Below are 13,842 nucleotides of genomic sequence, written 5' to 3'. Positions count from 1 at the left end.
CCTTCAACGGCTCGGCCAGCCGCCGTCGCGGGCCAGCGCCGCACGCAGCGCGTCGCCATGCTCGTCGAGCTGCGGCGGCGGCAGGTCGGCCAGCGCGCGCTGGCCGTCGAAGCGCATCGGCGAGGCGACCATCGGAGTGCCGTTCGCCGCTTCGATCTGCATGCCGCGGTGGACCACTTGCGGGTGCTCGAACACGCCGGGCAATTCAAGGATCGGTGCGCAGGGCACCGCGTTCGGCTCGAACAATGCGGTCCACTCGGCCGTCGTGCGCTCGAGCATCCACGCGGCGATGGCCGGCACCAGCTCGCCGCGGCGCTCGACGCGGCCCTCGTTGGTGGCATAACGCGGGTCCTGCGCCAGGCCGGCGTCGCCGGCCAGCGCGCAGAAGCGCGCGAACTGGCCGTCGTTGCCGACGGCGACGACGAGGTGGCCGTCCTTCGTGGCGAACACCTGGTAGGGCACGATGTTGACGTGCGCATTGCCCATGCGCTTGGGCGTCTTGCCGCCGACAAGGTAGTTGCTGGCCTGGTTGGCGAGCATCGCGACCTGCGTGTCGAGCAGCGCGGCATCGATGTGGCGGCCCTGACCCGTGCGGCCGCGTTCGATCAGCGCGGCGAGGATCGCGCTGGCCGCGTACATGCCGGTGAAGAGGTCCGCCACCGCGACGCCGACCTTCTGCGGCTCGCTGCCCGGCGTGCCGTCCTTCTCGCCGGTCACGCTCATCAGGCCGCCAGTGGCCTGGATCGCGAAGTCGTAGCCGGCGGCGGCGGCGTAGGGGCCGTCCTGGCCGTAGCCGGTGACCGAACAGTAGACGAGCTTCGGGTTCTCTCTCGACAGCGCGGCGTAGTCGAGACCGTACTTCGCGAGCTGGCCCACCTTGTAGTTCTCCAGCAGCACGTCGGCTTCGCGTGCCAGCTGCTTGACCAGCGCAACGCCTTCGGCTGACGCGATGTCGATCGCGATCGAGCGCTTGCCGCGGTTCGCACTGAGGTAGTACGCGGCGACGCGGTCCTCGCCTTCGCCCCACCACGGCGGGCCCCAGCCGCGCGTGTCGTCGCCCGCGCCGGGGCGCTCGACCTTGATCACGTCGGCGCCGTAGTCGGCCAGCACCTGGCCGGCCCACGGGCCGGCGAGCACGCGCGAGAGGTCGAGGACGCGGATGCCCTCGAGCAGCTTCGGGCCCATCAGAACGCCGGGATGCCGGTGATCGCGCGGCCGAGGATCAGCGCGTGCACGTCGTGCGTGCCTTCGTAGGTGTTGACGACTTCCAGGTTCACCAGATGGCGCGCCACGCCGAACTCGTCCGAGATACCGTTGCCGCCGAGCATGTCGCGCGCCGTGCGGGCGATGTCCAGCGCCTTGCCGCAGCTGTTGCGCTTCATGATCGAGGTGATCTCGACGGCGGCGCTGCCTTCGTCCTTCATGCGGCCCAGGCGCAGGCAGCCCTGCAGGCCGAGCGTGATGTCCGTCAGCATGTCGGCCAGCTTCTTCTGCACCAGCTGGTTGGCCGCCAGCGGCTTGCCGAACTGCTTGCGGTCCAGCGTGTACTGGCGCGCGGTGTGGAAACAGGACTCGGCCGCACCGAGCGCGCCCCAGGCGATGCCGTAGCGCGCGCTGTTCAGGCAGGTGAACGGGCCTTTGAGGCCGCGCACCTCGGGGAAGGCGTTCTCCTCGGGGCAGAACACCTCGTCCATCACGATCTCGCCGGTGATCGACGCGCGCAGGCCGACCTTGCCGTGGATCGCCGGGGCCGACAGGCCCTTGGCGCCCTTGTCGAGGATGAAGCCACGGATCTGGCCGCCGTCGTCCTTGGCCCAGACGACGAAGACATCGGCGATCGGGCTGTTGGTGATCCACATCTTCGAGCCGGTCAGCGAGTAACCGCCCGGCACCTTCTTGGCCCGCGTGATCATGCTGCCGGGGTCCGAGCCGTGGTTCGGCTCGGTCAGGCCGAAGCAGCCGATCCATTCGCCGGTGGCCAGCTTCGGCAGGTATTTCTGCTTCTGCGCCTCGGTGCCGAACTCGTTGATCGGCACCATCACCAGCGACGACTGCACGCTCATCATCGAGCGGTAGCCGGAATCGATGCGCTCGACCTCGCGCGCCACCAGGCCGTAGCAGACGTAGTTCAGGCCGGCGCCGCCGTAGGCTTCCGGGATCGTCGGGCCCAGCAGGCCCAGCTCGCCCATTTCGCGAAAGATCGCCGCATCGGTCTTCTCGTGGCGAAAGGCCTCGAGCACGCGCGGGGCCAGGCCGCTGTCGCAGTAGGCGCGGGCGGCGTCGCGCACGGCGCGCTCGTCGGCGCTGAGTTGCGCATCCAGCAGCAGCGGGTCGTCCCAGTGGAAGTTCGGCTTGGCCATGGCGTGTCTCTCGCTCGGTGGTGTCGGGAAGGTGGGGAGGAATGCTAGTCCCGCGCCGGCCCCGGAAGCAAACGATTCTTTGTCACCCAGATATGCGGATGCAGAATGTCTTGTCCGACGGCCCACCGATGGCAGCCGGCGTTTCGGAGTGTTCAAGGAGCATGTCATGCCCCGCAAGATCCCCTCGCTGCAGGCACTGAGCTGCTTCGACGCCGCAGCGCGCCACGAGAGCTACACGCGCGCCGCGCATGAGCTGGCGCTGACGCAGGGCGCGGTGTCGCGCCAGATCGCGGCGCTCGAGGGCACGCTCGGCGTCGCGCTGTTCCGCCGCACGCGCCATGGCGTCGCGCTGACGCCGGCCGGCGCGGCCTACGCGCGGCAGGTTGCTGGTCGGCTCGACGGTCTGGAGCGCGATACGCTGGATGCGATGGCCCAGCACAGTGGCAGCGGCGGCGCGATCCACCTGGCCGCCGTGCCGACCTTCGCCACGCGCTGGCTGCTGCCGCGCCTGCCGGACCTGGCGGCGAAGCATCCCGACATCACCGTGCACGTCGAGGTCGCGACGCGGCCCTTCCTGTTCGCCGACTCGGGCCACGATGTGGCGCTGTACGCCGGCACGCCGCAGCAGGTGGCCAACTGGGCCGGCACGCAGGCCACGCTGCTGCTGCACGAGGAGGTGCTGCCGGTGGCCAGCCCCGCGCTGCTGGCGGGCCGCAAGCGCTGGGCGCCGGCCGAGCTCGCGACCTTGCCGCTGCTGCAGCAGAGCACCCGCCCCGAGGGCTGGCGCGACTGGTTCGCGGCGATGGACGCCGCCGAGATCGCCGCCAGCCCGCGCGCGCTGCAGGGGCCGCGCTACGAGCTGTTCTCGATGCTCGCGGTGGCGGCGGCGCAGGGCTTGGGGCTGGCGCTGGTGCCGCGGCTGCTGGTCGAAGCCGAGCTCGCGCGCGGCGAGCTGCGCATCGCCTGCCCGCGGCCGCTGCGCGGGCAGCGCGGCTACTACGTCGTGATGCCGGAGGACGATGGCGCGCAACGCCCCGCGCTGGCCACGTTCCGTGACTGGTTGCTCGCGCAGGCCGGCGCCGCGCCGACGGGTGTTGCCCCGGCCCCGCAGCAGCGGAGCGGCGTGCGAAGATGAACCCGTGCGAATCCTGATCGCCGACGACAACGCTGCGCTGGCCGAAGGGCTGGCCTACGTGCTGCAGAAATCGGGTCACGTCGTCGAGGCGGTCACCGATGGCCAGGCCACGCTCGATGCGCTGGAGCGCGGCCGCTTCGAGCTGCTGGTGCTCGACTACGGCATGCCGCGGCTCGACGGGGCCCAGGTGCTCGGCCGCGTGCGCGCGCGGGCCGACTACCTGCCGGTGCTGCTGGCCAGCGCGCGCGACGATGCGCCGCGCCGCCTCGCCGAACAGGGCCTGGTGGTCGACGCGGTGCTGTGCAAGCCGTTCAGCATCAATGCCTTCGAGTCGACGATCGAGGAGCTCGAACGTGGCATCTGCCGCAGCGCACCGCGCCATGCGGTGCATTTCGGGCCGCTGGTCTGCGACCCCGCCGACGGCAGCGCCACCCTCGACGGCGTGCGCCTCGAACTGGCCGAGGACGAGCGCCGGCTGCTCGAACGGCTGGCCAGCCACCATGGCGAAGCGGTCGCCGCCGACGAGCTGGCGCAGATCGCCGGCGGCCCGGTCGAGCCGGTCATCGCGCGGCTCGCCGAACGGCTGCACGCGACGGCGCTGCGCATCGTCACCGTGCGCGGCATCGGCTGGTGCCTGGCGACGGCTTGAGTCCCATTTCCCGCGCTGCCGGCTGGATGGCCGGCTGGCTCTCCCTGATGGTCATCATCGCCGTGGCCGGCCGCGAGGCCACGCGTGAGCTGGCTGTTTTCCAGATCATGGAGATGCGCTCGCTGATCGGCCTGGTGATGCTGTGGCCGCTGGTGCACGCCGGCGGCGGCCTGGCGGCGATGAAGAGCCTGCGCTGGCCGCAACACGCGCTGCGCAACGCGGTGCACTACGCGGCGCAGTACGGCTGGTTCGTCGCGCTGACGCTGATCCCGCTGGCGCAGGTGGTGGCGATCGAGTTCACGATGCCGATCTGGACCGCGCTGCTGGCCATCGCCTTCCTCGGCGAGCGCATGAACGCCTGGAAGGCGCTGGCCATTGCGCTGGGCCTGGTCGGCGTGGCCCTGATCGTGCGGCCGGCGGCCAGCGCCATCAGCGCCGGCCAGTTGATCGCGCTGGCGGCGGCGCTGGGCTTCGCGGTGTCGGTGACCCTGACCAAATCGCTGACGCGCACCGAGAGCGCCGTGCGCATCATCTTCTGGATGCTGGTCGTGCAATCGCTGCTCGGGCTGCTGCCGGCACTCGCCGTCTGGCGCTGGCCGTCGCCGCCGGTGTGGGGCTGGGTGGTGGTGATCGCCTTCTGCGGCACCTTCTCGCACTACTGCATGACGCGCGCGATGCGGCATGCCGAGGCCACCGTCGTCGTGCCGATGGACTTTCTGCGCGTGCCCCTGACCGCGCTGGCCGGCTGGCTGGTGTATGCCGAGCGCATCGATGCGCTGACGGTGCTGGGCACGGCCTTGATCCTCGGCGCTAACCTGCTGAACCTGCGGCGCAGCGCGCCGAAGGCCTGACGCCGCCCCATTCTTCGACCCTCCCAATCTCCATGACCCCGACCCTGACCGCCCTGACCGGATTCATCGCCTGGACCCTCGCGCTGCTGGTGCTGATGGAAGCGCTGCGCTCGAAGCTCGTGCTGGCGAAGCAGGTGAAGGCCAACGCCTTCCGGCCTGACAACGCGAACCTGTCGCCGTTCATGCAGCGGCTGGCGCGCGCGCACGCGAACTGCCTCGAAGGGCTGCCGATCTTCGGCGGCTTGATGCTGGTCGCCGCGCTGGCCGGGCGATCGGCGGTGACCGATCCGCTGGCCTACGCGCTGCTCGGCGCGCGCGTCGTGCAGTCGCTGCTGCACCTGAGCTCGCTGTCGGCCACCGCCGTCACGCTGCGCTTCCTCGCCTTCACGGTGCAGATGGCCATCGCGGTCTACTGGGCGGTGCGCCTGCTCGCCGCATAGGCGCCGGCCAGCGCGCCGAGCCGGCGCAGGCCCTGCTGCAGCCGCGCATCCCAGCCGTGGCCGCCGCTCAGGCGCAGGCAATGCGTGTACTTGCCGGCGGCCGAGAAGACGACGCCCGGCGCGAAGCAGATGCCTTCTTCCAGCGCCTGCGCGAACAGCACGCGCGTGTCCACCGCCTTCGGCAGCTCGAGCCACAGCACGAAGCCGCCGGCCGGCTGCGAGATCCGGGTGCCGGCGGGAAAGGCCTCGGCCACCCCCTCCGCCATGCGGCGCAGCGTGTCGGCGAACAGGCGCCGCAACCGGCGCAGGTGGTGGTCGTAGCCGCCGGAGGCGAGGAACTCGGCCAGCGCCAGCTGCGGCAGCACTGGGGCGGCCAGCGTTGCGGCGAACTTGGCTTCGAGCAGCCGCGGCAGGTGGCGCCGGCTCGCGACCCAGCCGATGCGGTAGCCCGGCGCCAGCGTCTTCGAGAACGAGCCGCAGTAGATCGTCTGGCCATCGTCGTCCAGCGCGCTGAAGGGCCGCGGCCGTTCGGCGCCGAAGTGGATGTCGCCGTAGACGTCGTCCTCGATCAGCGGCACGCGGTGCTGCGCAAGCAGCGCCAGCACGGCGCGCTTGTTCGACTCCGGCATCGTGCAGCCCAGGGGATTGTTGAAGCACGACGCCAGCACGCAGGCGGCGATCGGCTGCGCGCGCAGCGCCGCGTCGAGCGCCGCGGGCGCGATGCCGCTGTGTGCATCGGTCGGCAGCTCCAGTGCCTTCAGCCGCAACGCGCGCAGCACCTGCAGCGCACCGAAGTAGGTCGGCGACTCGACGGCCACCGTGTCGCCGGGCTGCGTCACGGCGCTCAAGGCCAGCGCCAGCGCCTCGGTGGCGCCGCAGGTGATGACGATGTCGTCCGGCGCCAGCGCCTGGCCCCAGCGCAGCGCGCGGCGCGCGATCTCGACGCGCAGCGCCGCTTCGCCGCGCGGCGGCGAATAGGTGTTGTGCGCGGCGCCTTTCAGGCGTGCGGCGCGCGCCAGCATGCGGTCGAGCTTGCCGGAATCGAGCAGCGCCGGGCTCGGGATCGCGCAGCCCAGCGGCACATAACGCGGATTCGACGCGTGTTCGAGCATCGCCAGCATCAGCCCCGACAGCGCCACCTCGGTCGGCTGCGGCCGCGGCCGGGTCGGCGCCGGCGCCGGCAGCGCGCTCGCCTGCGCGATGTAGAAGCCCGACTGCGGCCGCGCCTGCAGGATGCCGCGGTCCTCCAGCAGCCGGTAGGCCTGCAGCGCGGTGGTCAGGCTGGTGCGCTGCTGGCGCGCCACGTCGCGCAGCGATGGCGCACGCGCGCCGGGCGCCAGCGTGCCGTCGCGCACCAGAGCGGCGATCAGCTCGGCCAGCGCTTCGTAGCGAAAACGGGTGTCGTGTGGCATGGCGAACTGATCTGGTCGAAATCGCGCTGAATTGTGGCTGTTATCGCCGGCCCGTGCGGCGCACGATCGCTGCGTTCACGTTCACGGAGTCCGACCGGATGAACCGCTTTCCCCCCAACGACATCGTTTCGCTCGTCGGCCGCGCGCCGCGCTTCGACCTCGCCGAAAGCCTCGGCCCGGACCTGCGCTTGGGCGAGCTGTTCGACGCCGACAGCGACCCCGACGCCTTGGCCGCGCTGGCGCAACTGCCGCTCGGCTATGCCACGGCAGCCGGTGATGCCGCGCTGCGCGAGCAGGTCGCCCGCGCGCACGGCGTCGCGGCCGACGACGTGGTGCTGACCGTCGGCGGCATGCACGCGCTGTTCCTGCTCGCCTTCACGCTGTGCGCGCCCGGCGACGAAGCGGTGGTCGCCGCGCCGCTGTTCCCGCTGGCGCGCAATGCCCTGCAGGCCGTCGGCGCCGAGCTGCACACGCTGGCGCTGGACTTCGACCACGGCTGGCAGCCGGATCTCGCCGCCTTTCGCGCGCTGCTGTCGCCGCGCACGCGGCTGGTCAGCCTGGCATCGCCGCAGAACCCGTCCGGCGTGGCGATCGCTCTGCCGGTGCTGCGCGAGATGCTGGCGCTGATGCACACGCATGCGCCGCAGGCCCGGCTGCTGCTCGACGAGACCTATCGCGAGGCGACCTACGGCAGCGATCCGATCGTGCCGAGCGCCTGCACCCTGGATCCGCGCGTCGTCACCGTCGCCTCGCTGTCCAAGTGCCACGGCGCGCCCGGCCTGCGCATCGGCTGGGCCATCAGCCGCGATGCCGCGCTGCGCGAGCAGCTGGTGACGGCGAAGTTCAACACCGTGGTCTCGTGCTCGCCGCTGGACGAGGCGGTGGCGCTGCAGGTGCTGCGCCGGCGCGATGGCATCCTCGTGGAACGCCGCAGGCGCCTGGCCGAGAACCTCGCGCTGACGGCGCAATGGGTGCGCGACCACGCGGCCTTCGTCGACTGGGTGCGGCCCGACGCCGGCGCGCTGTGCTGCGTGCGGCTGAAGCCGGCGGTCTTCGACGACGCGGCGGTCGAGCGCTTCCACGCCGCGCTGCCGGCGCTCGACCTGCGGGTCGGCGACGGCCGCTGGTTCGGCGAGCCGCGGCGGGTGTTCCGGCTCGGCTTCGGGCTGCCGCCGGCGCCGGAGCTGGCGATCGCCTTGCAGCGGCTGTCCGCCGCGCTGCAGCAGCGCTGAACGCGCCAAGCGCGGTTTACGTGCGTCATCCCGTTCACATTCCGTCACCGGCATGCGATTCGTGGGATGGCGGCCCCAGCCGGGCCGCGCATGCTCCGGCGGCGCAGCACTCCGCTGCGTCAGGAGGTCGGCATGCGAAGATTTTTTCCCGTGGCCGCGGCCGCACTGTGCGCTGCCATCGCGTTCACTCCGGCACAGGCGGTCCCCGTCACCTACAACACCTTCTTCTCGGGTGCGGCGGAGGTTCCGCCGAACGCGTCGCCCGGCACCGGCTTCGCGATCGTGATCCTCGACCTCGCGGCGCACACGATGTCGATCCATGCCGAGTTCAGCGGCCTGTTGAGCCCGACGACCGTCGCGCACATCCACTGCTGCACGGCGGTGGCCGGCGCCGGCACCGTCGGCGTCGCGACGACCACGCCGACCTTCCCCGGCTTCCCGGCCGGGGTCACGGAGGGCATCTATTCGCATGTGTTCGACCTGCTCGCCCCCGCCACCTGGAGCGGCGGGTTCCTCGGCGCGAACGGCGGCGACCCGGCGGCGGCCGAAGCCGCGTTCGCGGCCGGCGTTGCGGCGGGCAAGGCCTATTTCAATGTCCACACCAGTCTCTTCCCGGCCGGCGAGATCCGTGGTTTCCTGCAGTTGCCTGAGCCCGGCAGCTTCGCGCTGACGGCACTGGCGCTGGCCGGGCTGGGTTTCGCGGCGCGCAGGCGCCTGCACTGAACCGTCGTCACACCGTCATCGAGGGCGCCTACGGTGCTGCGTCATGCGGCGCGGGCGTCCTTCTGCGCCGCTCAACCTGAAGGGGATTCCCATGCAGACGTCCGAGATTGCCGACCGCCTGGTCGCGTTGTGCCGTGCCGGCGAGTTCGAGCAGGCGCAGACCGAGCTCTACGCCGACGATGCGGTGAGCATCGAGCCCGAAGGCGCGCCGGCCGAAGTGGTCGAGGGCCTGGATGCGATCCGCGAGAAGGGCCGCCAGTTCATGAGCGCGATCGAGACCGTGCACGCCATCACCGTCAGCGACCCGCTGGTCGCCGGCGACTACTTCAGCGTCACGATGACGCTGGACACGACGATGAAGGACCGCGGCCGCAGCGTCATGGAAGAGATCTGCGTCTACGGCGTCGAGGACGGCAAGATCGTCAGCGAGCAGTTCTTCTACTCGATGGGCGAATGACGACCTAGCGCGTCAAGTCAGCGTCAGCCATCGTTGGATCGACCCGGACCGACGCCCGTCGGCTTCCGGGTACGATCGCCGCGGGTGATTCGGCCAGCTTCGAGGCCGTGTGAATGCCTGCGCCAGCGATGACCGATGACGAACGAGAACTGCGATGGGCCGATGCGGGCTGGGGCCGGCAGGCGCCGGCCTTGCCGGCGCTCGATCCGGCGCTGACGCGCCTGCTGCTCGAACACATCGCGACGCGCGTTGCCGTCATCGGCCGCGACGGGCGCTACGCCTACGCCAATCACGGGGCGCTGGAGTTCATGGGCCTGCCGGCCGAGCGGGTGATCGGCCGCCACATGTCCGAGGTGCTCGACGAGGGCGTGTACCGCAGCTTCGCACCGATCTTCGAGCGCCTGTTCGCCGGCGAATCGGTGCATCTGAGCGGCTGGGTGAACTACGAGAAGCAGGGGCGGCGCTACCGCGAGCAGATCCTCGTGCCCTACCAGCCGGGCGGCGGCCCGGTGCAGTCGGTGGTGGTCTTCGGGCTCGACCGCACCGACCAGCGCCTGAGCGAGCAGGAGCTCGCGCTGCGCGACGAGCAGCTGCGGCTCGCCGAGGCCCTGAAATCGGCGATCGTCGATCACGCGCAGGCGGCGCTGATCTCGTCGGACGCCGAAGGCCGGATCGTCGAGTTCAACCCGGCGGCCGAAGCGATGTTCGGGCGGCCGCGGCTCGAGGCGATCGGGCGCTCGATCGGCGAGACGCTGGTCGCGCCGCGGCTGCGCGCCGAGCACGAGGCCGGCCTGTTGCGCATGCGCGCCGGCGGGCCGTCGCACCTGCTCGGCAAGCGCGTCGAGCTGCACGCGATGCGCGCCGACGGCAGCGAGTTTCCGATCGAGATGGTGTTGTGGCGCACCGATGTCGGCGGCACCGTCTTCTACACCGCATCGATCACCGACGTGTCGGAGCGCCAGCGTGCCGCGCAGGAGATCGAGCGCCAGCGCGAGGCGCTGCGCCAGAGCGAACGGCTGACGGCGATGGGCGGCCTGCTGGCGGGCGTGGCGCACGAGCTGAACAATCCGCTGGCCATCGTGATGGGCCGGGCCACGCTGCTCGAGGAGAAATGCGCCGATCGTGCCGATCTGCTGAAGGACGCGCGGCAGATCCGCGAGGCCGCCGACCGCTGCGGCCGCATCGTGCGCACCTTCCTCAACATGGCGCGCAGCCGGCCGTCGGCGCCGACCCGGGTGCTGCTGAACGACGTCGCGCGCGCGGCCGCGGAGCTGCTGGCCTACACCTACCGCAGCCACAGCATCGAGCTGCGCCTGGACCTCGATGCCGCGCTGCCGGCGATCCAGGGCGACGAGGACCAGATCGCGCAGATCGTGCTGAACCTGCTGGTGAACGCCCAGCATGTGCTGGCGCAGCGCGACGGCGAGCGGCGCGTGTTGGTGCGCACCGGCGTCACGCCGGACGATGGCAAGCCCACGCGGGCCTGGTTGCGCGTGGCCGACAGCGGGCCGGGCGTGGCGCCGGACGTGCGCGCGCGGCTGTTCGAACCCTTCTTCACCACCAAGCCGCAAGGCCTCGGCACCGGCCTGGGTCTGTCGGTGTCGCGCACGCTGGCGCGCAAGCACGGCGGCGACCTGGAGCTCGAGCACTCGGACGCCGGCGCCGTATTCCTGCTGAGCCTGCCGCTGGCGGCCAGCGCACCTGCACCGTCCGCCCCGGCTTGAGACTCGTTACGGTGCTGGGCAGGCCGCCGGCTTCAGGAAGGCCAGGCCCGGCTGGTCCCAGATGCGCGGCGCGGTCTTGTCGGTGAAGGTGCAGCCGAAGTTCGGATGGGCCACCGCGGCCGGATCGAGCACGTTGTCACCGGCTGGCTTGCTGCCTTGCTCGACCCACTTGACCAGGTCGGTGAAGGTCTGCACCAGCTCGTTGGGCGTGAAGCTGCAGTGGCCGATGTCACGTGTCGCACGCAGCACCAGGTTCTGCGCATAGCCCTTGGCCGCGACGCGGCGCGCGTACTCCTGCTCCATGTGGAAGGGCACGAACAGGTCGCCCAGCGTGTGCAGCGTCAGCATCGGGATGCGCAGGTCGCCGGGGGTCGGCGTCACGTTGGCCAGGCCGTTGTTGCGCCGGCCCTGCGGGTCGGCCCGCACCCGCTGCACGGCGATGTTGAACGCGTCCTCGGCCGGCGTCAGCGCCGGCAGGCTGTCGAACTGGTAGGTCACATCGGTGTTCTGCACCGCGACGCCGGGCTGGCGCGGCAGCGTGCCGTCGCCGACGCCCAGGCCGAACAGGAAATCGCCGGGTACCAGGCCGTTCCAGTACAGCCAGCCCTGGTCGAACAGCGGCCGCACGCCGCCCGAGCGCAGCTGCACCAGCGCCTTGAAGTTGAGCCCCGCGGCATTCAGCGCGAAGGGGAACGCCGGCCCCAGCGCGGCTTTCGTGGCCGGCACGACGGCCGTCATGTAGTCGGCGCCGAAGGGGTACAGCGCGCCCTGGGCCGACAGCGTCTGGGCAGCGAGGTTGAAGTCCAGGAAGTAGTCGAACAGCTCGTAGTCGCCGAGCACGCCGCAGATCGGCATCGCGCCGTCGTAGCTCTGCGGCCATTGTTCGGCCACCACCGCGGTGATGTGGCCGCCCATCGACGCGCCGGTGATGTAGGTGCGCACCGGCTTGCCGAAGCGGCCGTTGAAGAACTTGGTCAGCGCATGCGTGTCCTTCGCGCCCTGCGACGGGTCGTAGGCATTCCTGCTGTAGCTCGATGCGGCCCAGGCATAGCCGTTGGCGATCAGGAAGGCGCGCAGCGGATGGTTGTCGACGGTCAGCTCCAGCCCGGTGCCGCGGTAACCGTGGGCCCACAGCACGAGCGTACCGTTCCAGTTCTGCGGCACCTCGATGCGGTAGCCGGCGCCGTTGTGCACGCCCCAGGCGCGATCCGTCGGCAGGTTGGCCAGTGCGGCGAACGGCAGCTTCGCCTCGTCGACGAAGTAGGCCGGCGGCGGGGCGGCCGAGGCGGTGAGTGCGCTGAAGGCCAGCGCGATGAAGCTCGAAACCAGCGTCTTCCTCATGGCAGTCTCCTCGTTCGTTGTGACGGGTGCGGGACGGCCATTCGGCACCTTCGGGTCACGCCGCGCAATAGGGGCTGGCGCGACGGACCCTGTCACCTTGGCGACGTCCGACCGACCGACCGCCTGCTCGCCTCAGGCGCGGTAGTCCACCGGATCGCGGTACGCCGCCTCGTCGTGCATCGCCCAGTAGGCATCGATCAGCCGGCTCGTCACCGGCCCGGGAAACTGCGGCAGCGGCACGCCATCGAGCTTCGCGATCGGCAGCACGCCGCCGCCGGTGGAGGTGAGGAAGACCTCGTCGGCGGCCCGCATCGCCTCGACCGGCACCGGCGCGATGCGCAGCGGAAGCCCCAGGCGCTCGCACAGCTCGATCGCCGTGCGCCGCGAGACGCCTTCGAGCACGCCGCTGGCCGCGGTGTGCACGGTGCCGTCCTTGACCATGAAGACATTGAAGCCGGGCCCTTCGGCCACGTGGCCGTCGGCATCGACGACGCAGCTGGTGTCGCGGCCGCGGTCGTAGGCGTCGAACAGCGACTGCACCAGGTCGATCCAGTGGTAGTTCTTGACGGTCGGGTCGACCGAGGCCGGCGCGATGCGCTGGCGCAGGCTGATGTGCAGGTCGATGCCCTCGCGCTGCTTCTCGCGCGAGGCGATCCACACGAAGGGCACGGCGTAGGCATAGAAGCGGTTCTGCGCCAGGCGCGGATCGCGCGCGCCGCGTGGCGGCACGCCGCGCGTGCAGACCATCGCGACGTACGCGTCCTGCAGGCCACCGGCGCGGACGCAGCCATGCAGGATCTCGCGCAACTCGGCGCGTGTGTGCGGGATCTGCAGGCGCATCTTGTCCAGGCTGGCGAAGAAGCGCGTGAGGTGATCGTCGAGGCGGAAGAAGGCGCCTTGCCAGACGCTCACGACATCGTAGGTGGCGTCGGAACGCGTGAAGCCCCAGTCGAAGAGCGAGATCTTGGCTTCCGACAGGGGCACGTAGGCGCCGTCGGCGAAGGCGCAGCCGCCTTCGAACGCGGCGGTGGCGGGGGCGGTGGGCAGTGGCATGGTGATTCGAGGTGTTGTGCGGGGCAGGGCGTTCAGGCCGCGGGCGGCGCGAGGGTGGTGCTGATCTCGGACTTGACCTGGGTCATCAGCTTGTGCAGCGGGCACTTCTCGGCCACGGCGAGCAGCTCGCGCCGCTGCGCATCGGTGAGCGCGCCGCCGAGCTCGAGTGTCACCAGCAGCCGATACGTGCCCTGGCGTTCCTCGCTGTCGTCGCGCTCGACCGAGACACGCACATCCTGCAGCGGGATCTGCTTGCGGCGTGCGTACCAGACCACGGTCATCGCCTTGCACGCGCCGAGCGCCGCGTCGTAGGTGTCATGCGGCGTCAGCCCCAAGTCCTCGCCGCCGTTGGCGGGCGGTTCGTCGACGGCGAACGCGTGCTGGCGCACGTGGACCGTGTGCTTCATCGGATGCGGAAGGTCGCGGGTGACGGTCAAGGGCATGGTGGACTCCGGGAGGCAGCGA

General features: G+C 71.0%; 14 protein-coding genes. 8 read left to right on the top strand and 6 right to left on the bottom strand.

Annotated features, from left to right (window positions below; genetic code table 11):
- Positions 1-3 precede the first annotated feature (3 nt).
- Together HLB44_RS11455 and HLB44_RS11450 are read right to left on the bottom strand one after the other, a co-directional pair.
- A complete protein-coding gene (locus tag HLB44_RS11455) occupies positions 4-1,185 on the bottom strand; it encodes a CaiB/BaiF CoA transferase family protein (RefSeq protein ID WP_173122703.1) in 1,182 nt (393 codons plus the stop codon).
- Complete coding sequence (locus HLB44_RS11450; protein WP_173122702.1) at positions 1,185-2,360, bottom strand: acyl-CoA dehydrogenase; 1,176 nt, start codon at positions 2,358-2,360, stop codon at positions 1,185-1,187. Before HLB44_RS11450 ends, HLB44_RS11455 begins: the two co-directional genes overlap by 1 nt.
- Before the next feature lie 166 nt (positions 2,361-2,526).
- Between HLB44_RS11450 and HLB44_RS11445 the strand changes: the two genes are divergently transcribed.
- The 4 genes from HLB44_RS11445 to HLB44_RS11430 are packed head-to-tail and all read left to right on the top strand — an operon-like array spanning position 2,527 to position 5,435.
- Positions 2,527-3,495, top strand: a complete 969-nt coding sequence (locus HLB44_RS11445; protein WP_173122701.1) for a LysR substrate-binding domain-containing protein — start codon at positions 2,527-2,529, stop codon at positions 3,493-3,495.
- Positions 3,496-3,499: 4 nt separating this feature from the next.
- Positions 3,500-4,144, top strand: a complete 645-nt coding sequence (locus HLB44_RS11440; protein WP_173122700.1) for a response regulator — start codon at positions 3,500-3,502, stop codon at positions 4,142-4,144.
- Complete coding sequence (locus HLB44_RS11435) at positions 4,141-4,995, top strand: DMT family transporter (RefSeq protein ID WP_246312193.1); 855 nt, start codon at positions 4,141-4,143, stop codon at positions 4,993-4,995. Before HLB44_RS11440 ends, HLB44_RS11435 begins: the two co-directional genes overlap by 4 nt.
- Positions 4,996-5,027: 32 nt before the next feature.
- Entirely contained in the window at positions 5,028-5,435 is a 408-nt protein-coding gene (locus HLB44_RS11430; protein ID WP_173122699.1) for an MAPEG family protein, read from the top strand.
- Here the strand turns inward: HLB44_RS11430 and HLB44_RS11425 are convergent.
- The gene (locus HLB44_RS11425; RefSeq protein ID WP_173122698.1) at positions 5,405-6,847 is read right to left on the bottom strand and encodes an aminotransferase-like domain-containing protein; all 1,443 of its coding nucleotides are present in this window, start codon (positions 6,845-6,847) and stop codon (positions 5,405-5,407) included. The genes HLB44_RS11430 and HLB44_RS11425 overlap by 31 nt on opposite strands.
- Before the next feature lie 98 nt (positions 6,848-6,945).
- On the opposite strand from HLB44_RS11425, the gene HLB44_RS11420 reads away from it, so the two are divergent.
- The 4 genes from HLB44_RS11420 to HLB44_RS11405 all read left to right on the top strand — a co-directional run bounded on the left by HLB44_RS11420 (position 6,946) and on the right by HLB44_RS11405 (position 10,983).
- Positions 6,946-8,079 (top strand): pyridoxal phosphate-dependent aminotransferase, encoded by a 1,134-nt coding sequence (locus tag HLB44_RS11420; protein ID WP_173122697.1) that lies wholly within the window; start codon positions 6,946-6,948, stop codon positions 8,077-8,079.
- A 90-nt stretch (positions 8,080-8,169) separates the two neighbouring features.
- Positions 8,170-8,802 carry a CHRD domain-containing protein gene (locus tag HLB44_RS11415; RefSeq protein WP_246312192.1) on the top strand — a complete coding sequence of 211 codons (633 nt, stop codon included), beginning with the start codon at positions 8,170-8,172 and terminating at the stop codon, positions 8,800-8,802.
- Positions 8,803-8,893: 91 nt separating this feature from the next.
- On the top strand, positions 8,894-9,259 hold the full coding sequence (locus HLB44_RS11410) for a nuclear transport factor 2 family protein (protein ID WP_173122696.1): 366 nt from the start codon (positions 8,894-8,896) through the stop codon (positions 9,257-9,259).
- 128 nt (positions 9,260-9,387) lie between these two features.
- Entirely contained in the window at positions 9,388-10,983 is a 1,596-nt protein-coding gene (locus tag HLB44_RS11405) for a PAS domain S-box protein (protein WP_173122695.1), read from the top strand.
- A 6-nt stretch (positions 10,984-10,989) separates the two neighbouring features.
- Here the strand turns inward: HLB44_RS11405 and HLB44_RS11400 are convergent, their stop codons facing one another.
- From HLB44_RS11400 to HLB44_RS11390, 3 genes are all read right to left on the bottom strand, one after another.
- Positions 10,990-12,324, bottom strand: a complete 1,335-nt coding sequence (locus HLB44_RS11400) for an alpha/beta hydrolase family protein (RefSeq protein ID WP_173122694.1) — start codon at positions 12,322-12,324, stop codon at positions 10,990-10,992.
- A gap of 132 nt (positions 12,325-12,456) precedes the next feature.
- Positions 12,457-13,377 carry an aminotransferase class IV gene (locus tag HLB44_RS11395; protein WP_173122693.1) on the bottom strand — a complete coding sequence of 307 codons (921 nt, stop codon included), beginning with the start codon at positions 13,375-13,377 and terminating at the stop codon, positions 12,457-12,459.
- A 32-nt stretch (positions 13,378-13,409) separates the two neighbouring features.
- On the bottom strand, positions 13,410-13,820 hold the full coding sequence (locus HLB44_RS11390) for an OsmC family protein (protein WP_173122692.1): 411 nt from the start codon (positions 13,818-13,820) through the stop codon (positions 13,410-13,412).
- Positions 13,821-13,842 lie beyond the last annotated feature (22 nt).

It is taken from the genome of Pseudaquabacterium terrae, from assembly GCF_013266755.1.
GTDB classification, from domain to species: Bacteria; Pseudomonadota; Gammaproteobacteria; order Burkholderiales; family Burkholderiaceae_C; genus Pseudaquabacterium; species Pseudaquabacterium terrae.
The sequence above is the reverse complement of the archived record's forward strand: the minus strand, read 5'-3'. Positions and strand labels throughout refer to the sequence as shown.